This window comes from Acinetobacter schindleri CIP 107287, from assembly GCF_000368625.1.
Lineage (GTDB): Bacteria > Pseudomonadota > Gammaproteobacteria > Pseudomonadales > Moraxellaceae > Acinetobacter > Acinetobacter schindleri.
On record NZ_KB849575.1, the window covers coordinates 885550 to 912463 of the forward strand.

The window sequence follows — 26914 nt, forward strand, 5'->3', positions numbered from 1 at the left end:
TTAGGACACAGGCTTAGTACAAGCTGTGTGAATTCTCTTGAATGTGTTTGTTGGTGATTACGCCCCACATCTTGTAGTAACACCAAGTGGTGTAAAGCAGGATGATTGGAACAAAAATGCATGCAGCGACAGTCATTACCGTCAAGGTATTTTTACTGGATACTGCATCCCACATGGTCAAGCTGGCAACAGGGTTAATGCTAGATGGCATTAAGAATGGGAACAGGGCAAAACCGGCAGTCAGGATGGCACCGATCACCGCCATAGATGAACCTAGGAAGCTCAGGCCTGCTTTAGCTTTAGAGGCAGCCAGCACGACAATAATACCGCCAAAGATACCCATAATTGGCGCAATCATGGTAATTGGATAAGTTGTATAGTTATTCATCCAGCCAGGATTGCCATTGATCAGTACTTCTTTAGCCAGTGGATTTGCAACACCATTGGTGTCATATGGAGTCACCAGCGTATAACCTTGAATGCCGCCGAAATATAACCATGCGCCAGCAGCAAGGAAAGTCACCAGATAAACCAGTCCCATAATTTTGGTTGCTTGAGCAGAACGTTCACGTAATGCACCATCAGTACGCAGCATTAACCAAGCACCACCGTGTGCGCACAACATAGACAAGCTTACAATACCGCATACTAAAGCAAACGGATTCAGCAGGGCGAAGAAACTACCGGAATAAGTTGAACGAACAGTTTCATCTAGGGTGAATGGTACGCCCAGGAACATGTTGCCGAAAGCGACACCGAAGACTAATGCAGGAACCGCACCGCCAACAGCTAGGCCCCAGTCCCAGGAATTACGCCATTTGGTATTTTCCAGCTTGGAGCGGTAGTCGAAGCCGACAGGTCGCAGGAACAGTGCAAATAGTACTAACAGTAGCGCCCAGTACATGCCAGAGAAAGCAGTAGCATAGACCATTGGCCATGCTGCAAACAGGGCACCACCTGCAGTGATGAACCAGACTTGGTTACCATCCCAGTGTGGAGCAATTGTATTGATTGCCGCACGACGTTCCTGATCATTTTTACCTACAAATGGCATGATCGCCATTGAACCCATATCGAAGCCATCAGTCAGTGCAAAGCCAATCAGCAAAACGCCAACCAATACCCACCAGATAATTTTGAGCAGTTCATATTCAATCATGATTTCACCTCGCCAGTTGCACCTTCTGGAAGAGCTGCAGCTGCGTCTTCTTGCTCGGCAGTTACTTGAGAATTAGGTTTTTCGAAATGGTATTTGCCAGTATGTAATGAGCTTGGTCCCAGGCGAGCGAACTTGATCATCAGGTACATTTCAATGATCAGTAATACTGTGTAGAACGCTGCCAGTGCCAGGATTGAACCCATAACATCGCCTGTGCTTAAAGTAGATGCAGACAGGTGGGTAGGTAATACTTCACCAATGGTCCAGGGTTGACGACCTACTTCAGCCACATACCAGCCAGTTTGTGCAGCAATCCAAGGCAGTGGTAAAGCAAACAGGGCAAATTTTAATAACCAAGGTTTGTTTTCAGCATTGCGTTTCGCTACAGCAAAAGTCGCTAATACGAACAGCAGCAACATCAGGAAGCCAGAACCTACCATGGCACGGAATGCCCAGAACAGACTTGGTACATGTGGAATAGTGTCTTTGGCAGCAGCTTTGATGTGTTCGTCAGAAGCATCGACGACATTTGGAGTGTATTTTTTCAGAAGCAGACCATAACCAAGATCTTTTTGGGTATTTTCAAATGCTGCTTTTACTTCAGGAGATTGATCGCCTGCACGTAATTTTTCAAGCTGTTCGTATGCCAGCATACCGTTGCGGATACGACCTTCATGTTCAACCAGCAGGTCCTTGATCCCTATCACTGGAGTATCTATTGAACGGGTTGCAATGATCCCCATGACATAAGGAATTTTGACTGCATAATCTGTACGCATGGTTTCCTGATTTGGGAAACCAAACAAAGTGAATGCAGCTGGGGCTGGTTCTGTTTCCCATTCTGCTTCAATCGCAGCCAGTTTAGTCTTTTGTACATCACCAATTTCGTAGCCAGATTCATCACCTAGTAAAATCACTGAAAGTGTAGAGGCCAGACCAAAAACTGCAGCAATAGCGAAAGAACGGCGGGCAAAAGGCAAGTCACGTTTTTTTAGCAGATAGAAGCTTGAGATTGCCAGAACGAAAATCGCACCTGTTACATAACCTGCAGAAACAGTGTGAACAAATTTTACTTGAGCGACCGGGTTAAAGATCAGTGCACCAAAATCAACCAGTTCCATACGCATGGTTTCATAGTTGAATTTAGAACCCACCGGGTTTTGCATCCAGCCATTGGCAACCAGAATCCACAATGCAGACATGTTGGAGCCGAGTGCCACTAACCAGGTTACACAGAGATGCTGAACCTTAGACAGACGATCCCATCCAAAGAAGAACAGGCCAATGAAAGTAGATTCCAGGAAGAAAGCCATTAAGCCTTCAATCGCTAGTGGTGCACCAAAGATGTCACCTACATAGTGCGAATAGTAGGCCCAGTTGGTACCAAACTGGAATTCCATGGTCAGACCGGTAGTTACCCCGAGTGCAAAGTTAATCCCGAAGAGTTTCCCCCAGAATTTGGTCATGTCCCGATAAATTTCCTTACCGGAAATCACATAAGTGGTTTCCATAATGGCCAGGATAAAGGCCAGGCCTAAGGTCAACGGAACGAAAATAAAATGATACATCGCAGTCATAGCAAACTGGAACCGCGAAAGATCGACCACGCTTTCAGCAATCATCAACGTGTCTCCTTGATTTGGGAAGGACTGCCGGCAATACGCTCGGCAACTTGAGAGTCAAAATTTTTGGGAATCGTAGGCGCATCAAACCAGATATGTTTGATTGTCAGTAGTAGAATGACCTTGATGATTAAAATCAAAGTGATCTCTCTTACAACTTTTTGATTTAGATTTTCTGGAACTAAGCTCATGTAAATAAGCCTGTCTTTATAACGTGTTAATTTATTATTAATCTAATATGATAAAAAATAAATAGACTAAACAGTTTAAATAAACATATATTTATAACTATTTGAATATTAAATAATTAAAATTATAGTTTTTTAAAGAATAATCAAAATATTTGTGATTATTTTGTGTAAACATAATTATTTTTAAATCCGACTTTTTTACTTATATTTAAAAATTAATATCCTATTAAAATGGTTGGATTAAGAAAAAAATAATATTTTAAATCTTGATTATTTTACTTGGTTTATTATATTTTTATTGAAAATGAGAATAGATTAAAATTTTAGGGATTAAAACGAGAAGGGTATTTCGTGGAATCTAAAGGTGAGGTGGATTCTTATTATTGAGAAAAAGCAGGCAAAAAAAAGAACATACATGCAGCATGTTCTTTTTAAGCTTTTGGAGGAGAGTAGAGCTTAGAAGTCGTAACGCATACCTACAGACAAGCCCATTGCAGTTTCACCTGCTGCATTTACACCTTGGGATGAACCTGCTTTATTACTACGTGCTTGTGACCAAGGTGTCAGGTTAGCAGCGTCATCATTCAGCATGGCTGCCAGGTTGCCATAAACGCGGAACTGTTTATCTAGGCGATGCTCTAAGCCCAATGCAAGTAAGGTTGAGTTAGCATCAGCTGTATCAATATCACGGTGGAAAACGTGACCGCGTAATGTATTTTTATCTGTTAGTTTATATTCCGCGCCTACACCGAAAACATTAGCATCCGCATTGGTGCCACTGCCATCATCCAGTGCAGTAAACTGGTAAAGTGCGCCCACATTCAGTTCAGGCGTTAATTTATAAGCTGCTGCTAAACGAATACCATCTCGTTCACCGCGGCTCACATCTTCTGCATAGTGCTCATAAGCAGCCGCGACATCCCAATTACCCGCGTTATAATTTAAACCTAGGTCATATGCTTGAGATTTTTCATTACTATCCTCAGTCGTATCATTGCTGATCATCGTGCCGTCATGTAACGATAAGGCTGCTGTTGCAGTGAAACCACCACCAAATTTTGGTGTTTTATACTCAATTGTATTCGGGTTACGTTCATCGAAGCGGTGATTGTAAGCACGAGTGATATTACGCAAGTCGCCGACCTGGTCACCAAAGAAGTTTGCCGAACCACGTGCCGCTTTAAATGGGCTGTCAAAACGGCCCACTTTAACTTGACCAAAGTTACCTTTGACTCCGACATAAGTATCTCGGGTAGAGAAGTTTATAGAATCCTCACTATCATCCGATCCGCTAGAAAAGTTGATTTGCTGTTCGATCTGAGCGAATGCAGTCAGATCTTCATTAATCTTGTGATCGACTTTAAAGCCTAAGCGTGATGAGTTTGAGGATAAAGCCACCTCATTATAGTCCTTGCCGTCATCCAGATAATCCAGAGAAACGTGTGCACGACCATATACTTTAACGTCAGCAGCAGCTGCCATTACTGGTGTTAAAATTGTTGCCCCAACTGCCAATGCGCAAAGAGTTTTTTTCATGTGTAGCTCCAATAAGACTTGTTTTGGTCCTAACAAGGATGTTGTGGTAGCTTTGTTAAATTTTGCTACCGTCCTGTATTGGTGCTAAGTATCGATTACAAATAAGACAATAAGATTAAGGAAATATTTCAAATATATTAAATGTTTCGTTATGTAAAAATATTAATAGTATATGTTTTGTTTTAAGAAAGTTATTATTAATCAATATATTAAATTGTTTTATTTATCGGCTTTCATAAAGAATTAATATTTGTTCATTTTTGGATGGTAAAAAAAATGGAGCCTAAGCTCCATTTCTATATGGGTTTAATCCAGCATTATAAAGCTGCTTTAATTTTTTCAGCCAGAGCCTTGATTTTCTCCTGATCACCCATGACCAAGGCATGTTTGCCCAGATTATGCAAAGAGGTAGGAACCAGATGGAAATGTACATGGGGTACGGTCTGACCCGCTGCGGCACCTGATAATTGCATCAGCACGATACCCTCTACACCTAGGCCTTTTTCAATGGCTTTGGCAATCTTTTGTACGATCTGAATGGTATATGCAGCCACTTCAGGATCCAGATCAAGTAGTGTCACCGCAGGCGATTTAGGGATGACCAAAGTATGACCGTCTGCCTGAGGCATGATGTCCATAAATGCAAGAACCTGATCGTCTTCATACACCTTGATTGCAGGCAGTTCACCGCGCAGAATTCGTGCAAAAATATTTTGATCATCGTAAGTCATGAGGGCATTCCTTGAACGTCATTGAATTAAATTATTTACAGTTCAATTCTTTCTGACGATCTTTGATCGCGTCAAGACGTTGTTGCTCTTTTTCTGAAAATTTTGGCTTGGTTGTGTAGCAATTGTCATTGCCATACTTTGCTTTGGCATCTGGATCTTTAAAACAGAAGCCCTTGGAAGCATAAATCACATCATGATCATTTTTCAGTTTTTTGCATTCTTGTTCAGAAGCTAAAACTGAAGTTGAAGCCCCTAGCAATGCTGCAAAACTCATCACTGTCGCAACAGTCAATTTTTTCATGCGGGTTTCCTCTGGTGTTGAATCATGTGTCTATACCTAAACACAATATTGGGTTTTGTTCTCACGATTCAATGGCGATATATTACTCAATAGTAATTTTACTCCATGATTCATACATTTTTATTGCAGCAGAAAAGTCACTATTTTCTTCTGCCTGAAGGTTAGCTGCCTGAATCAGGTTCTGGGTTAGCGATAGCAATGGTGCAGACAGCTTGGCATCACGAACCAGATCTACCGCAATCCCTGTATCTTTGGCAAGTAGCGGTAATGCAAAGGTAAGCGGGAAACTGCGGTTTAAAATACGCTGCGGCATCACAGTCTCAGTTACGTTACTTTTACCGCTTGATGCATTAATACATTCCAGTGCTTCATTCAAACTTACACCATGCGCTTTCAGCGTCATAAAGCCTTCTGCAACTGCACACAGGTTTACAGCCATTAACATATTATTGACTGCTTTCACTGCAAAGCCCGCGCCAGATTCACCAACATGCTTGATCAGCTTGCCGAAAGCCTGAATCGCGGGAAGGGCTTGTTCAAAACCTGCTGCACTACCACCAATCATAACAGTTAAAGTGCCATTTTCAGCACCGATCGTCTGACCGCTGACGGGTGCATCCAGAAAAATCACGCCTTGATCTGCTAAAGTTTCTTCCAGACGACGAGCGGCATCAGGTACACCACTGGTGCAGTCGACCCAGATACTGCCTGCTTTTAATTCCAGACCTTGGACTAAAGCTTCAACATCAGCACTGGTGGGTAAGCAAGAGAAGATTATATCTGCCTGGATGGCCTGTTCCAGACTTGCTGCCTGTGTACCATATTCAGTTGCATGCTGCTCTGCCTTGGTAGCAGTACGGTTCCAGACATAGACCGTATCAAAATGCTTTGGTAAATGCGCAGCCATGCGATAGCCCATAGCACCCAAGCCAAGAAATGCAACTGATTGAATCATGATAACCCTCAAAATCTTTTAATTAAAAATTATAAGCTTGAAGGCATCTCTCGAATTATTGCGCTAGTCGAGTAGAACGCTGCTCAAGCCAGGTGGTTAGTTTAGGCCAAAAAGTGTTGGCTGTCTTTTGATTTGACATTAAACCGAGGTGCCCACCTGGAATCAGGGTAAAAGTAATATCTTTGCTGCTGGTCAGCTGGGTGAGTGGTTCTGCAGCTTCTCGGGTAACAATCTGATCCGTCAAACCAGCACCGACCATGAGTGAGCAGGAAATATTTTTTAAATCAATCTTATTGCCATGCAGATTAATCGAACCATCTTTAAGAGGATTCTGTAACCACAGGTGCAGCACCATATCCTGATTGATTCCACCCGGGTAATCGATCATTTTATTCAGGAAATGACCCATGGTGGCGTGTTCATAGACATAGTCGGGTTTTTCCAGATTCAGCAAAAACTGTTTCTGACTTTTAAACCAGCCCATAGGATCCAGCAGTTTAAAGCCTAAGGCATTCAAAATACCTGGCGTATGAATATAGTGTTTGGGGATTAATCCCTTATGTACGGTATTTCGCAGGGCTGGATTTTGTGAAATCAGTTTATTGGTAGTTTCAAACAGTTTACCGATGCGGCCAGAGGCATAGCTGTCAATTGGACTGCCCATTACCATCAGGTTTTTCACATGCTCTGGAGAGTGTAGCGCAGTATATAGGGTGACAAAGACACCTGCCATACTCCAGCCATGCAGGGAAATATAGGGACTGTCTGCATGTTCGCAAATATGCTCTATGGCATCTGGAATGGATTGATCGATAAAGGACAGAAAATTCAGCTCTTTGTGTTTGAAGCTGAAACGGTTCCATTCCACCAGGTATACTTCAAAACCGCTATGCTGGAAATGCTTTACTAATGAACGGTAGGGATACAGATCATAAATACCCATGTTAATCGCCAGCGGCGCAACAAATACCAAAGGTTCCTTAAACTTTCTTTCAGGTGTTGGATAATGCCGGACTTTATATAATTCAGTTTCCTTGATGTACTCAAACGGGGTTTTTTGAGACAGCACCAGTGAGGAGCTGTTGAAAAACCGCGCACGCAGGTGCTTGAGTTTTTTCTGTTGACGTTGCAGATTTTGTTTTAACTGAATCATAAAGATAAATTGTCCGTGTGCGGTAGGGAGTGATCGAAGTCTAGGCAATAATTGCTTATTATGCCTTGACCTGAAATAGCATAGGCGCTCAAAATGTTGGCAATTTTTTACAACAGGCAGTCCGCCAGGGCTGAATTAGAGCGATGAGCCAACAAGACGATTATCAATTAGATACTTTAGCCATCCGTACAGGTCATACACGTAGCTTTGAGGGTGAGCACGGAGAACCGATCTTCCTGACATCTTCTTTCGTCTATGAAAATGCGGCCGAAGCGGCAGCAAAATTCTCAGGTCAGGAACCTGGCAATATTTACTCACGCTTTACCAATCCTACGGTCGCAATGTTTGAAAAACGTCTGGCTGCGCTTGAAGGTGCTGAGCGCGCCGTAGCGACCAGTTCGGGTATGGCTGCGATTATGGCAGTGGCAATGGCCTTCCTGAAAGCAGGTGACCATGTGATCTGTTCACGTGCAGTATTTGGTTCTACGGTTTCTCTGTTTGAAAAGTATGTAGGCAAGTTCGGTGTGGCAGTTGATTTTGTGGACTTGACCGATGTCGATGCCTGGAAAAATGCAATCAAGCCCGAAACGAAACTATTCTTTGTAGAATCTCCGTCAAACCCACTGGCTGAAGTGGCTGATATTCAGGCGCTTTCAGATCTTGCACATGCTCATGATGCATTACTGGCAATTGATAACAGCTTCTGTACACCTGTATTACAACAACCAATCAAATTTGGTGCTGACCTCGTTGTATATTCAGCTACGAAGTACCTGGATGGGCAAGGTCGTGCATTGGGTGGTGCAGTTGTCGGTAATCACAAATTGCTTGAAGAAATTTTCGGTTATGTGCGTACCACAGGCCCATCTATGAGTCCGTTCAATGCCTGGGTGTTCCTAAAGGGTCTGGAAACCTTACGTCTGCGTATGCGTGAACACTCCGCAAGTGCACAGAAACTCGCTGAATACTTAAATGCACATCCAAAAGTAGAAAAAGTGTACTACGCAGGTCTGCCTGAGCATGTAGGTCATGAACTGGCGGCAAAGCAGCAAACCGGCTTCGGTGGTATCGTATCATTTGAAGTGAAAGGTGGTCGTGAAGGTGCCTGGAAAGTCATCGACAATACTCAGTTTATTTCCATCACGGGTAATTTGGGTGATGCGAAATCAACGATTACTCACCCGGCAACGACAACGCATGGCAAACTTTCACCTGAAGCAAAAGAAGCCGCAGGTATTCGTGAAGGTTTAATTCGTGTTTCTGTTGGTTTGGAAGATATTGATGATATTATCCGTGACATTACACGCGGTTTAGATCTAATCTAATTTTTATAAATTTATGTTCGGAGATTTTTATGAACATTAACATGTTGATGCAGCAAGCTCAGCGCATGCAAAAGGAAGTAGAAACCAACCTGAAAAAAGCCAAAGAAGAGCTTGCGCTGGTAGAGGTTCATGCTGAAGCGGGTGGTGGTCTGGTAAAAGTAACGATGACTGCACGTAATGTGGTAAAACGCATTCAGATCGATCCAGAACTTCTACAGGATGATCCGGATATGATTGAAGATCTGATCGCGGCTGCAATGAATGATGCGGCACGCCAAGCTGAAGCAATTTCAGAAGAACGTATGAAGTCTGCAAACCAGGGCATGGGCTTACCTCCAGGTCTGGCTGGCCTGTTCTAAGGAAATTTGCGCAATGTTTAGTGATCGTTTTGATCAACTGGTTCAAGCATTACGCATCTTGCCAAGCGTTGGGCCGAAATCGGCTCAGCGTATGGCATTGCATCTGATCATGAAAAACCGTGAAGGTGCGATTGGTCTGGCACATGCATTGACTGAAGCGACCAACCATATTCATGAATGTTCAATCTGTCATTCACTCACTGAAGATGAAGTCTGTAATATCTGCACCTCAACTGAACGTGATGATGAGCTGCTTTGTGTGGTGGAATCACCAGCGGATGTGATGGCTATTGAGCAGAGTGGCAGTTTTCGTGGTAAATACCATGTATTGGGTGGACATTTGTCACCACTAGATGGAATTGGGCCTGAAGAAATTGGGATTCCATATCTACTCGAGCGTTTAAACAGAGGTCAGATTCGTGAAGTGATTCTGGCTACGAATGCAACTGTAGAAGGACAGGCGACTGCGCACTACCTCATGGAAGCCAGCAAGCATTTACCGATTCAGATTACCCGGATTGCCCAAGGTGTACCACAAGGTGGTGAACTGGAATATGTAGACAGCCATACCTTAAGCCAAGCTGTACATAACCGCATGCGGATGAAATAAACCTGTTTCTCTGCATGCGTTTTACTAAAGAGAAGAACAAGTTAGAAAAAATACAAGAATATTCATTTAATTTATCGATATTGTTATTGCGAAATTTTATAGCTAAATGTTTATTTTTTTATCATAAATATTATAAATATCAGTTAAGATAACTATATTCGGACATCCACATTACGCTGATTCAGTCATTTATGTTTCAATTTATTCAAGATCAAGCTGGACTCGATCAAGTACTCGCACAAATGGATCAAAGCTCGGTTTATGCTTTGGATACAGAGTTCATCAAGGTCGATACTTTATGGCCGAAACTTGGTGTGTTCCAGATTAATGTCTGTGGCAATGTCTATCTGCTCGACGGCACAACGCTGGATCTGACCGAGTTCTTCAAGCGTCTCTTTGCAGCACAACAGAACATTTTCCATGCCTGTGGAGAAGACATTGATCTGATCTATCACTATACCCAGCAAAAATCTCTAAGTAATGTTTTTGATACCCAAGTAGGGATGGCGTTTCTGGGGCATGGTTTGCAGGTCAGCTATCAGAATGCCTTGAAGCAGATGCTGGATGTAGAAATTGAAAAAGATCAAACCCGTTCAAACTGGTTGGCACGTCCTTTAAGTCATGAACAATTGTTGTATGCAGCCAATGATGTGCATTATCTGGTGCACTTGGGTGATCAGATCAAGCAGGAGTTGAAACAAAAGCACCTGTTAGACTTGGCACTGGAAGATTGCCGCTTCATGACCCGGGAAATTGGCGAGGAAACACCAACAGCCTTGTTATATCAGGATGTTGGCAACTATCGTCATTCACGCCGTCAGCTGATGCAGCTACAGCAGCTTGCAGTATGGCGTGAGCAGATTGCCAAGGCACTGAATATTCCGCGCAGTTTCATCATGAAAAACTCGACCATGATTAATCTGGTGGAAAAGAACCCTAAGAATATGTTCCAGCTCAGCACTGTGAAAGATCTGCGTGCCAATATTATTCGTGATCATGGCAAGATGATTCTGGATCTGCTGAAATTTTTGCCAGATCAATCCGAGTGGCCATTACGTCTGGCACGCCCAATCCGTCATTCTTCAAGTGAAGTCGGTATAAAAATTGATGCCATCATTCAAAATGTTGTAGATGAAACTTCCATCCCGAAAGAAGTCCTGATGCGCAAAAAATGGATGAATGCGTTGTACCAGCATGTTGTTTTCCACAATGATGAACAGGATTTGCCGGAATTTTTACTTGGCTGGCGTTATGATCATCTGACCAAGCCACTGGTTGAGCTGCTACGTCAGGATGAATCCTATCTTTCTAGACAGATGAAAGTTGTCGACTAAAGCTTGGATAGAAACTTAACTACAAAACTGATTAAAGAAAGAGCAATTATACAAAATCACGACTGATGCGTTAATTATGGCTAATGCCTCAGGTGACGTTTTAAGGTATCCTTGCTACTGATTTTTCTAAATTGTTGTCTAAATCAAAATCATGCAAGTGTCTATCTACAAATCGAGCAAAAAGGATGAAATGTACCTTTATGTGGCTCGTCCAGCTGAAGAAAATGAAGCTGAAACTTTCGATCCACTTCACGTACTGGGCGAAGCTGTCCGCGTAGCATTTGGTCGTGCGACTTTTGTCATGCATCTTGAACTGAGCGAAACCCGCAAGCTGGCACGTGCTAATGTGCTGCACGTGATCGACTCGATTGAAACCCGTGGTTTCTTCCTGCAAATGCCGCCTGAAGGTTTGATTAACCCGAATGCTGTAGAACCAGAAGGTCTTCGTGGTGCTTAATGTTTATTCAGGAGTTGTGAAATGAATGGTTATGTAACTGTATTAGATTCAATTCCTGAAGAATCGATTGCCATCGCGGTATACCTGATAGGCAGTATAATTGCACTGTTGTGCTGGTATGGCGTGACTAAGCGCCTGCCAAAACCGGCAGGTGGCTTTCTCTGGATTTTAGTGTTTGCCATCCTGCTAACGCCGACAGTATCCGAAGGTCCGAATGCCTCATTGGCCCCGGCGATTTTCGGACTGATATTTGGTGTATTGACCAAGGAACAAGAACTGGTCTGGATCAATGCCTCACTCATTCTGTTTGTGATTGGTATTGCTTCACTGATCGGCTATTGCTGGTCAAGCTATGTAACAAATAAAGCAAAGATTGCTGTAAACAAAAAAACTTCACCACTGTAAATAAAAAAATAAGGTTAAATCATGTCTGTGGATCATCAACAGTTTTCTGGTACAAGTCAGTATATTGCAACTGATAGTTTAAAATTGGCTGTCAAAGCCGCACGCAGTTTACAAAAACCGCTGCTGGTCAAAGGTGAACCGGGTACAGGTAAAACCCTGCTGGCAGAACAGGTGGCTGAAAGCCTGGGAATGAAACTCATCACCTGGCACATCAAGTCCACCACCAAAGCCCAGCAAGGCCTTTACGAATATGATGCAGTATCGCGTCTGCGTGACAGTCAATTGGGTGATGACCGTGTCTATGACATCAAAAACTACATCAAGCCAGGAAAACTGTGGGAAGCATTTAGCAGTGAAGAGCGCTGTGTATTGCTGATTGATGAAATCGACAAGGCAGATATTGAATTCCCAAATGACCTGTTACATGAACTCGATAAGATGTCGTTCTTTGTGTATGAAACAGGCGAAACTATTACTGCAAAACAGCGTCCAATTGTCATCATCACCTCAAATAATGAAAAGGAATTGCCGGATGCTTTCCTGCGCCGCTGTTTTTTCCATTACATCGAATTTCCTGATGAAGCAACCATGCGTGACATCATTGATGTGCATTTCGAGAATATTTCAGCAACCTTGGTAAATGAGGCATTGCAAGTATTCTTTAAATTACGTCAGGTTCCGGGCCTGAAAAAACCACCTTCAACTTCCGAATTAATTGACTGGTTAAGTCTGTTAATGGCAGATGATATGCCAGAAGATGTATTGCGTAATGCCGATAAATCTAAAGCCATTCCACCGCTGTATGGTGCGCTGATCAAAAACGAGCAGGATGTCCAGCTGCTTGAACGCCTAGCATTCATGTCACGCCGTTAAGGGAGAAACACGCATGTTCGTGCGACTGTTTTATACCTTACGCAAATACGGCGTACCGGTATCGACCCGTGAGCTGATTGATCTGAATCAGGCAGTTGCCGCAGGACTGGTCTTTGCCGATCAGGACGAGTTCTATCAGCTGGCCAAAACCGTCATGGTCAAAGACGAGCGCTATTTCGATAAGTTCGATCGTGCCATGAAAGACTATTTTGATGGGATCGCCACTTTCGATCTGGATGAATTGCTGAATCAGGTGCATAAGCTGCCCAAAGACTGGTTTGATCTGGAACTATTGGAAAAGCATCTGACACCAGAACAGCGTGAAGAGCTGAAAAAAGCCGGTTCACTAGAAGAACTGATGAAAATGCTGGAAGAGCGCTTGCGCGAGCAGCATAAAAAACATCAGGGCGGCAATAAAATGATTGGTACTGGCGGCACTTCACCTTTTGGTGCCTATGGCGATCATCCTGAAGGTGTGCGTATTGGCGGGCCGGGGCGTAAGCGTTCAGCAGTCAAAGTCTGGGAACAGCGTCAATACCGTAATCTGGATGATGACCAAATTTTGGGTAGCCGTCAGATGCAGTTGGCACTGCGTCGCCTGCGTAAGTTTGCCCGTCAGGGTGCTGCTGAAGAACTGGATATTGACAGTACCATTCGTGAAACAGCCAAGCAGGGCATTCTGGATGTGCAATTGGTGCCGGAACGCCGTAATCGCATCAAAGTGCTTATGCTATTTGATGTTGGCGGCTCCATGGATGCACACATTACCCAGTGTGAGAAACTGTTTAGTGCTGCCAAAACCGAGTTTAAGACTTTGGAATATTTTTATTTCCATAACTGTTTGTATGACTATGTCTGGAAAGATAATTTTCGCCGTTCCAGCACCCGTATGAATACCTGGGATCTGCTGAACACTTATGGTCGCGATTATCGGGTAATCGTGGTTGGTGATGCCAGTATGGCGCCATATGAGCTGCATTCAGTGGGAGGCTCGGTGGAATATATGAATGATGAAGCAGGACAGGTCTGGTTACAGCGTCTGCGTCAGCATTTTGAAAAAACAGCCTGGTTAAATCCGGAAGAAGAGCGTTACTGGCACTATACGCAGACCATCGGATTGATTCAGCAGATCTTTGAAAAGCATATGTATCCAATGACCCTAAAAGGCATTGAAGATATGACCAAATATCTGGCGCGCTGATTCCATTTATCTATTGATGACTTTATTTATAGTTATTAGTCCTTTAAAACAAAACATTTTAATATAAAGTAGTTTTTATAAATTTAGTCCAGATTGTTAAGGATCGCTATGGATCATCAAATTAATGGTATTGCATTGCCAAATGAAGAGGGTTTTTTTGGGAACTACGGCGGTCAGTTTATTCCGCCAGATCTAAAACAGGCAATGGATGATATTAATGTTGCTTACCAGGAAATTCGTCAAATTGCTGAGTTTCAGAATGAATTAAAAGACCTGTTTGCAAACTATGTTGGTCGTCCGAGTCCATTATTTCATGCCAAACGTCTATCTGATCAACTCGGTGGGGCGCAGATCTACCTAAAACGTGAAGATCTAAACCACACAGGTGCGCACAAAATCAATCACTGTCTGGGTGAAGCACTGTTAGCAAAATACATGGGTAAAACCAAAGTGATTGCTGAAACAGGTGCCGGACAACATGGTGTTGCTTTGGCAACGGCGTGTGCATTGGTTGGTATTCCATGTGAAATTCATATGGGGCAGGTGGATATCGAGAAAGAACACCCGAACGTGGTGAAAATGAAAATTCTCGGTGCCAAACTGATTTCAGTCACTCGTGGTACAGCTACCTTGAAAGATGCGGTAGATAGTGCTTTTGAGGAATATTTAAAAGATCCCAAAAATTATATCTATGCCATCGGTTCGGTGGTCGGACCGCATCCATTTCCAATGATGGTACGTGATTTTCAGTCGATTATTGGTGATGAAATCAAGGTACAAAGTAATGATCGTTTTGGTGCAAACCCGGATTATGTCGTAGCTTGTGTAGGGGGCGGTTCCAATGCGGTGGGCGCATTTACTGCGTTTTTAAATGAACCAGAAGTAAAACTGGTGGGTGTAGAGCCGGCAGGTCATGGTCTGGATACTGACAAACACTCTGCAACGCTGACTTTAGGTAAGCCCAGCCAGATTCATGGTATGGCATGTTATGTATTAGAAGATGAGCAGGGTGAACCTTTACCAGTGCATTCAATTGCATCTGGTCTGGATTATCCAGGTGTCGGTCCGCAGCATAGTCTGCTTAAAGATTTGGGTCGTGTGGAATATACGACGGCAACAGATCAGGAATGTCTGGATGCCTTTATGACTTTATCACGTGTAGAAGGTATTGTGCCTGCGTTGGAAAGTTCACATGCGGTGGCTTGGGCGATTCGTGAAGCAGGTAAATTGCCAAAAGATGTGAAAATTGTTGTGAATCTATCAGGTCGTGGTGATAAAGACTCTGACTATGTGGCTGAAAAGTTAGGTCTCAACTAATCTAGCTATATCTGTAAATAAAAAACCGCTCAAATTGAGCGGTTTTTTATGTTTATCATTTCTTTGTCAATCTAATGTCATTACAAAATGGCTTTTTGAATTAATATTTAACCCGAAATATATTGTTGTAGTTGATCAATCAAAATTTGCTGATCATTCATGGCTGCTTTAACTAAGTCACCAATTGAAGCCAATCCCACCAGTTTTCCTGCTTCTACCACTGGTAAATGACGCAAATGTTTATTGGTCATTAAGCTGAGACAGTCCGGCACAGAAGTGTGGCAATCTACCGTGATTACATTAGAAGTCATGATCTGGCTGACAGTCGTATCAAAGGAAGTACGTTCCATCAGCACAATCTTTCGAGTGTAATCACGCTCGGAAAGAATTCCGACCACTTTATCTTCTTCGACCACTACAATCGCACCGATATCTTTATCTGCCATTAAAGTAATGGCTTCAAGAACCGTTGCTTCTGGATGAATGGTATAGATTTCTTGAGAGGGCTTGTCTTTGAGTACTTGCGCTACATTCGTCATTATTAAGTCCTTAGCTGTTATTATTTATCCTGAAGTTTAAGCTGTTTATCTTCAGGTAATTGCTGTACTGACTCTATAAATAACATGTTATGCAGCGAAGTGCAGCCCTTGTCCTGAAAAAAAGAAATGACGCACCTGTCCAATTGTCAGCTTAATTTGTTTGCCACTGCCACGTACCAGGACAGGAGTGACATTCAGACGATGCAAGGTGGGTAACAGTGCCCGCTCAAAATCCTCAGGCGTGATTTTGCGCGGAGTATAATTTGGCCAGTTCTTTTTGGCGTAATTTGCCGCATGAGATGAATTAAGCCAGAATGGGAACAGGGTTTCATCCTGATCGCGCATCATGCCCCAGCCTTCATGGAACAGTCCCCAAAGTACCCCGCAGTACATCATCGATTTCAGGATGGTGATTTTGACCGCAAGGTCTTTAGGCAGTGGTTGGATATCTTTAATATTTGGCATTTTCATTATGATCAAGCTATCGTAGAACAACGCTGTCATTTTAAGAAAACTATATGAAATTACTGTTTCAGCTTTGCAAGAAATCGTTATGTTAATGCTTCATCATGTATAAGTAATATTGTAAATATAAAAAAACGCCACCGGGGTGACGTTTTTTTAGGCTTGCATGGTGGCCATGTTTTGCCAGTATTGGGCTTTCATTGAGTCGCGCTCGACACGGAAACCTTGATAATAAAGTTCAGCTAAAAAAAGCGCCGCTTTACCATGGCCTGCACGTGCAGCATCTTCAAGTTGTTTGACAGCATCTGAAAAATTCATTTGTGACTGGATTGTATTCACAGCTTCAGCATACAGATGTTCAAGTTCATGTGGAGAGAATTGTTGAATCATATAAAAACTCCTTAATTTTAATTATGATTACGGATAGACTTTTTAGTCTAACTACAAATATAACTGAGTAATGTTAAACTAATATTACAGAATGGGTGAAAAGTCAATTATTTCATCGAATTTTATTTTTGTTATGTAGTTTACATGATTAAACTATCATCAAATATATTTTTTATTACTATAAGAAGTAACTATTAAGCTAACAACAAGGAGAATAACATGTCGCGCACATTAGATGGAATTGATTTTGATATTCCCCCGACAGCTGGCCAAGTAATGGCATTGGCGCAACTGCACCGGAAAAAATTAGATGCAGCTATTTTCCATAAAGAAATCCATCTAGGGGAGTATAGCCTGGCACAGCGTAAAGCAGTCTATGATTTTACCCGTCAGCTAGACGAGAATCAGCGTGAACAATTCTACAAACTTTATAATTCAGAACTGGTACGTCTTGCCGATCCCGACCGCCTGCACCCAGCCAGTGCAGAGTCTGGGCTGAGCAAGTTTGCTATCTTCCTGATTCTGGCAATTACTGCGGGTATGCTGGGAAGTACCGTTTTTATTGCTTTATTTAAATAGAGCAGGCAATACTCAACTAAAGTAAGCCGTCTGCAAATCAGGCGAATTTCCGGTTGATTACTTGAACTTATTGCAATGCAGCCATACACTACTTTGAATTAGAGGTAGTGTATGGCTATTGACGTAGAAAAAATCAGGATATTTCTGTCCAAATTAACGCTGGAGCAAATTTATAACAGCGTTTTTATTTTTATTTTTTTATTTATTATGGTGCTGGCAAGTATTGCACTTTATCGTCCTGTCACTACGGTTCAATCTGAACAAATTCAGCAACTTTCCATACAGCAACAATTACCACAAACGCAAGATATGGCTATAGCCTTGCTTGAACGGCCAGCGGTTTATCGTGGACAATATCTTAAACTGATGCAGGCATACCAGCAGGAATCAGTCCGTGCACACCAGCTACCTGCAGTAAAAGCGGATCAGCCTTAAAATTTAATGTGTGAGTATTAATTCCTCAGTCGTAGCCGTACTTATTAAATTCGCTTTTAAGACTGTTTTTAGTTTATCTTTATCCAGTGCCTGACTGACAACCACTACGGTTAAACGGTCTGGATGCAGATGTTTGTGTACTGCATTTTCAACATCTTTTGCAGTGATTTTGGCTAATCGTTCTGGATAGGTGGCGAGATAATCGCGTGGCTCTGCATAGAATCCCATCGTTCCGAGCTGGGCGTTAATGGTGGCATTGCTACTGTAGTTATTTGGAAATGCCCTTAACATGCCAGATTTGGTTTCTTCCAGTCGTTTAGTATCTATCGGCTGATTTACAAAGTTGATCAATGCCTGATGCGCGACCTGAATACTATCTAATAGCTGGTCTTGACGGGTCGCATAGCGGAAACTGAATACACCCGGTGCCTGAGTAAAGCTAAAAGTGCTGTAAGCAGCATAAGTAAAGCCACGCTTGATTCTTAACTCCTGCATCAATACCGCATTAAAGCCACTACCACCAAATATACGATTCGCAACTTCTAAAGCCAGCCTATCTTTATTAAAGCGGCTGGGTCCGATATGCCCGAACATTACATGAGCCTGACTTGAGTTATAGGGAATATGGATTACCTCAATATCATTTTTTAGCTGTGGATCAGGCAATGACTTTGCTCGTGTGCCTTGCTTGAGATTTCCTGCAATGCGTTCTGACAGGTCTAAGGCCTCTTTGGGGCTAAGTTTTCCGGTAATCGCAATATTCATATTTTGCGCAACCAGAAATTGATCACGGAACTTTTTTAAATGTTCTGGATTTACTTTTTGAGTGCCGCCAATGGTACCTGTAATTGGCTGTGCGTAAGGATGCTGACCATATAAGGTTCTATAAAAGCGGATATCCATTAAGCGGCCTGGATTTTCCTGTAGCTGTTTTTGACCAACATTGGTGTTGCTAACGGCCAGACTGATGCTCTGATTTTTAAATGAAGCATGTTTAAGTACTTCCATCATCATTGCCAATGCGGGTTCCAGTTTTTTCGGATCAGACATTACACGTAGGCGGATGACGAACATATCCCGATATGCCTGTGCACTAAATTGTGCGCCACTTTGATCAAAAACAGCTGCAATTTCCCGCGCAGTATATGTATCGGTTCCTTCCCGGATCAGTTTGGCTGCCATACTGGCCAAACCAAACAAACTCTTCTGAATTTCCTCATCCCGTGCTGCACCAGCATTAAAGGTTAGTTGAATATCGACCATCGGCAGATCTTTGGTTTCGACAAACAGCGTACGTACTTTGTAGTGATTATTCAGCTCATGTACATAAGGTGCCTGAAACTGTCTTTCATTCTTCAGATTCTTTAAGCTTTGTAGCAAGGGAATAGATTGCAACTGGGTGGGATTATCTTCCGGTATAACTTCTGTATTTTGAACACTTTCGGCCCAGACCACAGAAGCACAGTTCAACGCAACAATTAATAAACTATTCGAACATGCAGACTTGAACTTGATCATCATTGTGCTTTTGTTTCCGGTGCGAGGTATAAGGTACTGAGATTTTCACGAATAAAATAGCTATTCGCGACACGCTGAATATCGCTCATACTGACATTTTCATAATATTTAGGAAGTTCATCCATCAGTCGGTAACTTAAGTCGTTCACTTCCAGATTGCCGATCATTTTAGCCTGACCAGCAATACTATCCTGATTATAAATAAGGTTGGAAACAAAGCGGGTAGTGATGCGTTCAAGTTCATGCTTGGGAATATCTTCAGTTTTTAATGCATCAACTTCTGCCTGAATGGCTTTTTGCGCATCTTCAAAACTGATGCCATTTGCAGGTAATGCAGAAATACTAAACAGGCTGTCACCACGGTTATACGGATCATACGATACACTGACAGAAGTCAGTAGCTTGCGATCTCGTACCAAGCGATCTTGCAGCCGTGAGGAAATACCACTGTCCAGCAAACTCCGGATAATTGTCAGAGCATAAGCATCCTGCGGATTGATTGCTGAAGCCAGTGATTTGACATTCCAGGTCATGTACAGGTTGGGCACTTGCACATCGGTATTGATTTCCATGTGACGATAGCCCAAGTATTCAAACTCAAGTACATCATTGCGTTGGGGTGTGGCACGTGAAGGTGTGTCAGCAAAGTATTTCTGTACTTGTAACAGCGCTTGTTCAGACTCTACATCACCAACAATCACCAGAATGGCATTGTTCGGCGTATACCAGGTCTTGTACCACTGCTTTACATCGTTAAGCTGGATATTGTTCAGGGTTTTCATATGACCAATCACCGGTTGGCGATAATGGCTGGTGGGATAACTGATCCATTTAAAACGTTCAAAGGCACGTGAACGAGGATTATCCTCGGTGCGCTGGCGGCGCTCTTCCATAACCACTTTGATTTCTGGCTCAAAATCCTGTTGACGTAGCAGCAGATTACTCATACGGTCTGCTTCGAGTTCGAGCGCCATCGGGAAGTAGGCCTTGGGATAAAGCTGATAATAATTGGTGTAATTGGTAAAGGTTGCAGCATTGATACTGCCTCCATAAATCCGGCTAATCCGTGTAAATTCATCGTTTGGAACTTTACTGGTGCCCTTGAACATCATATGTTCCAGCACATGTGATATACCCAGAGTGTTGCCGGATTCATCCGCACTGCCGACTTTATACCAGATTTGGGTCATGACCATCGGCGCACGGTGGTCTTCCCGGATAATGACTTTTAGACCATTTTTCAGGGTGGTTTCAAAGGTACTACGCGTCAGTTCAGATTTGGCTTTTTCTATAGTTTGTGCCTGAAGCTGGCTGCTGCTTAAACACATTAGTATTGTACCAAGCGAATACATGTATCGCTTAAACTGGATTGGACGAGCGTGCATAAAAATAAGTGATTTGAACACTGGATATTCCAAAATAAGCAGATGTATTTATAAGCCATTTTAAGAATTGTGCAATTGAAAGCAAACCGGTGCTGTTGCTTTTTGGTGTAGTAGAAATGGAATTTTAATCTAAAGCTAAAACCTTATAACTTATGGTAGAATCCCATTTTTTAACGCAATGCTTTTCAAGGATTCGGCATGCAACAGCAATCTAATGAGCAAAACAAATTTTTGATTGATGCTGATATCGGAGATGACGATGTCACATTACCGAGTTTACCTGCGGTCAATGTGCCAATTATAGAAACGCCACGCGAACAAGCCGTTGTTTCAACGCCTGCCGCAACAGAAATACCGAGTGAAGAATCTGCTCCTAAAGGCGGTTTCTTTAGCCGTATGAAGGAAGGTTTAACCAAGACCCGCAAAAACTTTGCAGATGGTATGGTCAATATACTCATCGGTGGCAAAGAAATTGATGACGAATTACTAGAAGAAGTAGAAGAGCAATTATTGGTTGCAGATATTGGTGTAGATGCAACCAAGACCATTATTGCCAATCTGACAGAGCGTACAGCACGTGGAGACCTGATTTACTCTCATTCATTATATAAAGCGCTTCAGGAAGAACTGGTGGCTTTATTGGCACCGCGTGTAAAACCGTTACATATTGACCCGAACAAAAGCCCTTATGTAATTTTGGTTGTCGGTGTAAACGGTGTAGGTAAAACCACAACCATTGGTAAGCTGGCAAAACGTTTACAAGGCGAAGGCAAAAAAGTCATGCTGGCAGCGGGGGATACCTTCCGTGCTGCGGCAACTGAACAACTGCAAATCTGGGGTGAGCGTAATAATATCGCCGTAGTTGCTCAGGGTCATGGTGCCGATTCTGCCTCTGTTATTTTTGATGCTTTTGAAAGTGCACGTGCCAAAGGTGTAGATGTCCTAATTGCTGATACAGCAGGCCGTTTGCATAACAAGAGCCATCTGATGCAAGAGTTGACCAAAGTGAAACGTGTAATGCAGAAGATTGATGCAACTGCACCGCATGAAGTGATGCTGGTTGTAGATGCTGGTACAGGTCAGAATGCGATTAATCAGGTAGAAATGTTTGATGAAGCAGTCGGTCTGACGGGTATTACGATCACCAAATTGGATGGGACTGCGAAAGGGGGTGTGCTGTTTAACATTGCCAGCCGTACTCATGTGCCGATCCGCTTTATTGGTGTAGGTGAGAAAATTGATGATCTTCGTCCATTCTCTGCCAAGTCATTTGTTGCTGCATTATTTGAAACTGAAAATAAATAATCGTGTAATAAGTCACATAAACTCCGCTTAGTGCGGAGTTTTTTGTTTTTAGGTCGATTGTTTGCTGTAAAAAGCAACAGGCTTGAAAGCTTATGTCATAAGCCTTTTAGTCAAAACCTTTACAATAAACAAGTCCACCTATTGGTAGGCATGTGTTGATTGGGGGAAAGTGTAAATGGCGTTATTAAATAAGATTGGGCATGTACTCACGACAGACCTGACGAAAGATTTTAAATTTTCAAAAAAAGCAAAACTGTACAGGGAGATGAGCTGACTTTTATTGATCAGCTGAAAAAGCGCCGTAGTATTTATACTTTGGGGAGACGAGTTCATTATAGCCAGGCGTATATTGCTGAACTGATCCAAGCTGCGGTACGTAGTTGTCCTTCCGCATTCAATTCACAAAGTGCACGAATCGTGATTCTGTTTGGTGATTCACATAATAAATTCTGGGAAATCGTGAAAGAGGTCAAATGTCAGGAAATGCCTGCTCAGATATTCGAAGGAATTGGAATCAAGATTGATCAATGTGCTGCTGCTTTTGGAACTGTTCTATTTTATGAAGATCAGACAATTATTCAGCAGTTACAAAAGAAAATGCCAATGAGCGCTGAAGATTTTCCGGTCTGGTCTGAACAAACTTCGGGTATGGCGCAGTTTGCTGTCTGGACAGCACTTGCAGATTCAGGATTAGGAGCATCCTTACAGCACTACAATCCAATGGTGGATCAGGCAGTTGCAGCACATTTTAAAATAGATGAAAACTGGCTGCTACGTGCCCAGCTTTGTTTTGGTTCTATTGAGCAGCCTGCAGAAGCCCGTCCAGATCCTAACTTTCAGGATCGCTTCCGCATATTTACCTAAAATCATAAAGACCAAGAACCCGCTGGAAATGTTTGCCAGTGGGTTCAATACAAATATTAAACGTTAAAAATCCTCTTATTGTTCTATAAATAAAACACTACGTTTTTTATATACGCCTGTTTTTGGGTGATGAAAAGATTAATCTTTCTTTATCAACTTTGAACAAGACAAGATATACAAGAGGTTCTTCATGGCATTTTTAGATCAGATCAAACAACGTCGCAGCATTTATGCAATTGGTAATAATGTAAGCCTAGATCAGACAGAAGTTGAAAATACAATTAAGGAAGCGGTACGTCATAGCCCATCTTCCTTTAACTCGCAAACTTCTCGTGTGGTGATCCTGTTTGGTGAATCGCATCAAAATTTCTGGAATATTGTTCGTGATACTTTAAAGAAAATTGTTCCAGCTGATGCCTTTGAAGGAACAAATAATAAAATTAACAGTTTTGCAGCGGGTTATGGTACAGCCTTATTTTATGAAGATCAGGAAGTAGTGAAAGGGCTGCAAGCACAATTCCCATTATATGCAGATAATTTCCCGGTATGGTCAGAGCATTCTTCAGCAATTGCCCAATTTGCCACTTGGACAGCGCTGGCGGAGAAAAATATTGGTGCCTCTTTGCAGCACTATAATCCGATCATTGATGATGAAGTTGCGATTGCTTTTGATGTGCCTTCAAACTGGAAGCTACGTGCCCAACTTGTGTTTGGTTCGATCGAAGCACCAGCAGGTGAAAAAACCTTTATGGATGATGCAGAGCGTTTTAAAACTTTTAATTAATTGAGTTAAATAATAAAAAAGGAGTGCTTCGGTGCTCCTTTTTTATTTTGTATTCATTCAAGATAAAGTGCTTAGCTGAATAAATCAGATGGATATATAGATATATGCTTAAAGTCTTGGCTATTTGTCTAAGTGATTTATCATAAAATTGTCACGTATACTCGGCATAGTGCAAGCAGACTTAAATAATCAGGAAAAAGAAGCGAATGAATTTACGTATTATGATCGCAGTTGCGACTTTAATGGGAAGTACTTCTGTTTTTTCAGCAGTGACCTTGACGGCACCAGAAGAAATCAAGATTGTCGGGGTGAATGAGCGAGAAGTGAATAGTGGATTAATCCGTAAAAAACAGACTTATAAGCTAGATCCGGGTTCAAATAGAATTAGTGTACGTTATATTGAATTCTTCCAGCATAATGATAACAGCCATGACATTTTAAAATCGGATGTAGTAACAGTTAAAACACCTGAATTAAAAGATGGCGAAAGTTATCGTTTGGCTTTGATTAATGCACCTAAAGATTTTGATACTGCACAAAAATATAAAGACCAACCGATCATTGGTTTATATGACGCCAGAAATCAATTGTTGGTACAACAGTCAGGCGCAAATAGTGAAACCAAACCATTATTGGGTAAAAGTGTATTAGGTAAAGCACTAGACTTGACAACTAAAACAGTTGCTCCTGCAAATCAGCCTGCGCCTGTTTATGCACAGGCAGCGGTATCACCAATGGTAGCAAATCTAAATTCAGCTGAAACAGCAATAAAAACTCCTACTGACCAAAAACTGATTCAGCTTTGGCAACAAGCATCTAAAGAAGAGCGTCGGAAGTTTATGTTATGGCTAGCAGAGCAAGGGAATTAAAAAAACATGAAAAAGATCGGTTTATACCGATCTTTTTTAGTTTGAGGGCTAAACGTTACACTTTGAAAATATATTTCAGGCCAGAATGATGGATTTACGCACCTAAAGCTGCTAAAAATACGCATTCAGAGTAAAAAATGAACGACCAAATCATATTTTCATATATTTTTATGAAAAGCACTTGCGCTCATTGTGAAACTGTATAGAATACGCAGCACACCAACGCAATGCATGAAACGAAAGGTCAAGTGATTGGGTTGGAACTTAAGACTGACGAGGTTTTAAGTAAGATCATTAAGAGATTATGAAGAACAACTTGTGTGGATTTTTACTGGTTGATTGATCGAAATTATTTTCATTGATTGATGGTAGAAATTACTCGAAGTTTATTTGAGAAATGAATGTCAGAAAATTGATGAGCCAGATTTGGTGTTTTGAATAAAGCACTATTGATTTTAAACTGAAGAGTTTGATCATGGCTCAGATTGAACGCTGGCGGCAGGCTTAACACATGCAAGTCGAGCGGGGAAAGGTAGCTTGCTACTGGACCTAGCGGCGGACGGGTGAGTAATGCTTAGGAATCTGCCTATTAGTGGGGGACAACGTTCCGAAAGGAACGCTAATACCGCATACGTCCTACGGGGGAAAGCAGGGGATCTTCGGACCTTGCGCTAATAGATGAGCCTAAGTCGGATTAGCTAGTTGGTGGGGTAAAGGCCTACCAAGGCGACGATCTGTAGCGGGTCTGAGAGGATGATCCGCCACACTGGGACTGAGACACGGCCCAGACTCCTACGGGAGGCAGCAGTGGGGAATATTGGACAATGGGCGGAAGCCTGATCCAGCCATGCCGCGTGTGTGAAGAAGGCCTTTTGGTTGTAAAGCACTTTAAGCGAGGAGGAGGCTCCTTTAGTTAATACCTAAAGTGAGTGGACGTTACTCGCAGAATAAGCACCGGCTAACTCTGTGCCAGCAGCCGCGGTAATACAGAGGGTGCGAGCGTTAATCGGATTTACTGGGCGTAAAGCGTGCGTAGGCGGCTTTTTAAGTCGGATGTGAAATCCCTGAGCTTAACTTAGGAATTGCATTCGATACTGGAAAGCTAGAGTATGGGAGAGGATGGTAGAATTCCAGGTGTAGCGGTGAAATGCGTAGAGATCTGGAGGAATACCGATGGCGAAGGCAGCCATCTGGCCTAATACTGACGCTGAGGTACGAAAGCATGGGGAGCAAACAGGATTAGATACCCTGGTAGTCCATGCCGTAAACGATGTCTACTAGCCGTTGGGGCCTTTGAGGCTTTAGTGGCGCAGCTAACGCGATAAGTAGACCGCCTGGGGAGTACGGTCGCAAGACTAAAACTCAAATGAATTGACGGGGGCCCGCACAAGCGGTGGAGCATGTGGTTTAATTCGATGCAACGCGAAGAACCTTACCTGGCCTTGACATACTAAGAACTTTCCAGAGATGGATTGGTGCCTTCGGGAACTTAGATACAGGTGCTGCATGGCTGTCGTCAGCTCGTGTCGTGAGATGTTGGGTTAAGTCCCGCAACGAGCGCAACCCTTTTCCTTATTTGCCAGCGGGTAAAGCCGGGAACTTTAAGGATACTGCCAGTGACAAACTGGAGGAAGGCGGGGACGACGTCAAGTCATCATGGCCCTTACGGCCAGGGCTACACACGTGCTACAATGGTCGGTACAAAGGGTTGCTACCTCGCGAGAGGATGCTAATCTCAAAAAGCCGATCGTAGTCCGGATCGCAGTCTGCAACTCGACTGCGTGAAGTCGGAATCGCTAGTAATCGCGGATCAGAATGCCGCGGTGAATACGTTCCCGGGCCTTGTACACACCGCCCGTCACACCATGGGAGTTTGTTGCACCAGAAGTAGGTAGTCTAACCGCAAGGAGGACGCTTACCACGGTGTGGCCGATGACTGGGGTGAAGTCGTAACAAGGTAGCCGTAGGGGAACCTGCGGCTGGATCACCTCCTTAACGAAAGATTGACGATTGGTAAGAATCCACAACAAGTTGTTCTTCATGACGATGTATCTGAGGGTCTGTAGCTCAGTTGGTTAGAGCACACGCTTGATAAGCGTGGGGTCACAAGTTCAAGTCTTGTCAGACCCACCATCTGCAAACAGAAATCAGAACATTGAATCCTATATGATAAGCTGGGGACTTAGCTTAGTTGGTAGAGCGCCTGCTTTGCACGCAGGAGGTCAGGAGTTCGACTCTCCTAGTCTCCACCA

Annotated in this window: 27 protein-coding genes, 2 tRNA genes, 1 rRNA gene and 1 pseudogene; 18 read left to right on the forward strand and 13 right to left on the reverse strand. The window is 42.8% G+C overall.

The features are described from left to right. Positions 1–13: 13 nt before the first annotated feature. From cydB to F955_RS07445, 8 genes are all read right to left on the reverse strand, one after another. A complete protein-coding gene (gene cydB, locus F955_RS07410) occupies positions 14–1159 on the reverse strand; it encodes a cytochrome d ubiquinol oxidase subunit II (RefSeq protein WP_004893079.1) in 1146 nt (381 codons plus the stop codon). Further along, entirely contained in the window at positions 1156–2781 is a 1626-nt protein-coding gene (locus F955_RS07415; protein WP_004815816.1) for a cytochrome ubiquinol oxidase subunit I, read from the reverse strand. The genes cydB and F955_RS07415 overlap by 4 nt, the downstream gene beginning before the upstream one ends. Beyond that, entirely contained in the window at positions 2781–2972 is a 192-nt protein-coding gene (gene cydP, locus F955_RS07420) for a cytochrome oxidase putative small subunit CydP (protein ID WP_004893080.1), read from the reverse strand. Before cydP ends, F955_RS07415 begins: the two co-directional genes overlap by 1 nt. Before the next feature lie 456 nt (positions 2973–3428). Then, positions 3429–4508 (reverse strand): porin, encoded by a 1080-nt coding sequence (locus tag F955_RS07425; RefSeq protein WP_004893081.1) that lies wholly within the window; start codon positions 4506–4508, stop codon positions 3429–3431. Between the two features lie 317 nt (positions 4509–4825). Beyond that, positions 4826–5239 (reverse strand): HIT family protein, encoded by a 414-nt coding sequence (locus tag F955_RS07430; protein ID WP_004893084.1) that lies wholly within the window; start codon positions 5237–5239, stop codon positions 4826–4828. Positions 5240–5270: 31 nt separating this feature from the next. Continuing rightward, positions 5271–5513: a YARHG domain-containing protein gene (locus F955_RS07435; RefSeq protein WP_372510725.1), complete on the reverse strand. Its 243-nt coding sequence runs from the start codon at positions 5511–5513 to the stop codon at positions 5271–5273. Positions 5514–5622: 109 nt separating this feature from the next. Beyond that, positions 5623–6495: an NAD(P)-dependent oxidoreductase gene (locus F955_RS07440; protein WP_004893085.1), complete on the reverse strand. Its 873-nt coding sequence runs from the start codon at positions 6493–6495 to the stop codon at positions 5623–5625. A 55-nt stretch (positions 6496–6550) separates the two neighbouring features. Continuing rightward, on the reverse strand, positions 6551–7648 hold the full coding sequence (locus tag F955_RS07445; protein ID WP_004893089.1) for an alpha/beta fold hydrolase: 1098 nt from the start codon (positions 7646–7648) through the stop codon (positions 6551–6553). A 143-nt stretch (positions 7649–7791) separates the two neighbouring features. Between F955_RS07445 and F955_RS07450 the strand changes: the two genes are divergently transcribed. The 9 genes from F955_RS07450 (at position 7792) to trpB (ending at position 15529) form a co-directional block, all read left to right on the forward strand. Beyond that, positions 7792–8973: an O-succinylhomoserine sulfhydrylase gene (locus F955_RS07450; RefSeq protein ID WP_004815829.1), complete on the forward strand. Its 1182-nt coding sequence runs from the start codon at positions 7792–7794 to the stop codon at positions 8971–8973. 29 nt (positions 8974–9002) lie between these two features. Further along, positions 9003–9332, forward strand: coding sequence for a YbaB/EbfC family nucleoid-associated protein (locus tag F955_RS07455; protein ID WP_004815831.1), 330 nt, complete (start codon positions 9003–9005; stop codon positions 9330–9332). 13 nt (positions 9333–9345) lie between these two features. Then, positions 9346–9942: a recombination mediator RecR gene (recR, locus tag F955_RS07460; RefSeq protein ID WP_004815833.1), complete on the forward strand. Its 597-nt coding sequence runs from the start codon at positions 9346–9348 to the stop codon at positions 9940–9942. A 191-nt stretch (positions 9943–10133) separates the two neighbouring features. Beyond that, positions 10134–11276, forward strand: a complete 1143-nt coding sequence (locus tag F955_RS07465; RefSeq protein WP_004893090.1) for a ribonuclease D — start codon at positions 10134–10136, stop codon at positions 11274–11276. A gap of 151 nt (positions 11277–11427) precedes the next feature. Further along, entirely contained in the window at positions 11428–11733 is a 306-nt protein-coding gene (locus F955_RS07470; RefSeq protein WP_026056700.1) for a YcgL domain-containing protein, read from the forward strand. A gap of 21 nt (positions 11734–11754) precedes the next feature. Continuing rightward, positions 11755–12138 (forward strand): hypothetical protein, encoded by a 384-nt coding sequence (locus F955_RS07475; RefSeq protein WP_004815838.1) that lies wholly within the window; start codon positions 11755–11757, stop codon positions 12136–12138. Positions 12139–12159: 21 nt separating this feature from the next. Continuing rightward, positions 12160–13011, forward strand: coding sequence for an AAA family ATPase (locus tag F955_RS07480; protein WP_004815840.1), 852 nt, complete (start codon positions 12160–12162; stop codon positions 13009–13011). Positions 13012–13024: 13 nt separating this feature from the next. Further along, on the forward strand, positions 13025–14212 hold the full coding sequence (locus F955_RS07485) for a vWA domain-containing protein (protein ID WP_004893091.1): 1188 nt from the start codon (positions 13025–13027) through the stop codon (positions 14210–14212). A gap of 108 nt (positions 14213–14320) precedes the next feature. Continuing rightward, positions 14321–15529 (forward strand): tryptophan synthase subunit beta, encoded by a 1209-nt coding sequence (trpB, locus tag F955_RS07490; protein WP_004893092.1) that lies wholly within the window; start codon positions 14321–14323, stop codon positions 15527–15529. 107 nt (positions 15530–15636) lie between these two features. On the opposite strand, the gene F955_RS07495 is transcribed toward trpB, so the two are convergent. The 3 genes from F955_RS07495 to F955_RS07505 form a co-directional block, all read right to left on the reverse strand. Further along, positions 15637–16068: a CBS domain-containing protein gene (locus F955_RS07495; protein WP_004815846.1), complete on the reverse strand. Its 432-nt coding sequence runs from the start codon at positions 16066–16068 to the stop codon at positions 15637–15639. Positions 16069–16155: 87 nt separating this feature from the next. Then, on the reverse strand, positions 16156–16539 hold the full coding sequence (locus F955_RS07500) for a DUF2750 domain-containing protein (RefSeq protein WP_008304198.1): 384 nt from the start codon (positions 16537–16539) through the stop codon (positions 16156–16158). Between the two features lie 150 nt (positions 16540–16689). Beyond that, complete coding sequence (locus tag F955_RS07505) at positions 16690–16923, reverse strand: SEL1-like repeat protein (protein ID WP_004815850.1); 234 nt, start codon at positions 16921–16923, stop codon at positions 16690–16692. A gap of 219 nt (positions 16924–17142) precedes the next feature. On the opposite strand from F955_RS07505, the gene F955_RS07510 reads away from it, so the two are divergent. Then, the gene (locus F955_RS07510) at positions 17143–17502 is read left to right on the forward strand and encodes a hypothetical protein (protein WP_004815853.1); all 360 of its coding nucleotides are present in this window, start codon (positions 17143–17145) and stop codon (positions 17500–17502) included. A 111-nt stretch (positions 17503–17613) separates the two neighbouring features. Then, the gene (locus F955_RS07515; protein ID WP_004815854.1) at positions 17614–17937 is read left to right on the forward strand and encodes a hypothetical protein; all 324 of its coding nucleotides are present in this window, start codon (positions 17614–17616) and stop codon (positions 17935–17937) included. Between the two features lie 3 nt (positions 17938–17940). Here the strand turns inward: F955_RS07515 and F955_RS07520 are convergent, their stop codons facing one another. Continuing rightward, positions 17941–19458 carry a M16 family metallopeptidase gene (locus F955_RS07520; RefSeq protein ID WP_004893094.1) on the reverse strand — a complete coding sequence of 506 codons (1518 nt, stop codon included), beginning with the start codon at positions 19456–19458 and terminating at the stop codon, positions 17941–17943. Next, on the reverse strand, positions 19455–20783 hold the full coding sequence (locus F955_RS07525) for a M16 family metallopeptidase (protein ID WP_004893097.1): 1329 nt from the start codon (positions 20781–20783) through the stop codon (positions 19455–19457). The genes F955_RS07520 and F955_RS07525 overlap by 4 nt, the downstream gene beginning before the upstream one ends. Before the next feature lie 255 nt (positions 20784–21038). On the opposite strand from F955_RS07525, the gene ftsY reads away from it, so the two are divergent. From ftsY to F955_RS07560, 7 genes and pseudogenes are all read left to right on the forward strand, one after another. Beyond that, positions 21039–22145: a signal recognition particle-docking protein FtsY gene (ftsY, locus tag F955_RS07530; RefSeq protein ID WP_004893100.1), complete on the forward strand. Its 1107-nt coding sequence runs from the start codon at positions 21039–21041 to the stop codon at positions 22143–22145. Positions 22146–22320: 175 nt separating this feature from the next. Then, a pseudogene (locus tag F955_RS07535) lies at positions 22321–23009 on the forward strand (nitroreductase family protein). A 190-nt stretch (positions 23010–23199) separates the two neighbouring features. Next, complete coding sequence (locus F955_RS07540) at positions 23200–23793, forward strand: nitroreductase family protein (RefSeq protein WP_004893104.1); 594 nt, start codon at positions 23200–23202, stop codon at positions 23791–23793. A 206-nt stretch (positions 23794–23999) separates the two neighbouring features. Continuing rightward, positions 24000–24662, forward strand: a complete 663-nt coding sequence (locus F955_RS07545; protein WP_004893105.1) for a DUF2057 domain-containing protein — start codon at positions 24000–24002, stop codon at positions 24660–24662. A 457-nt stretch (positions 24663–25119) separates the two neighbouring features. Continuing rightward, positions 25120–26657: ribosomal RNA gene (locus F955_RS07550) — 16S ribosomal RNA — on the forward strand. 61 nt (positions 26658–26718) lie between these two features. Next, positions 26719–26795: transfer RNA gene (locus F955_RS07555), tRNA-Ile, on the forward strand. 43 nt (positions 26796–26838) lie between these two features. Then, positions 26839–26914 (forward strand) — tRNA-Ala (locus F955_RS07560).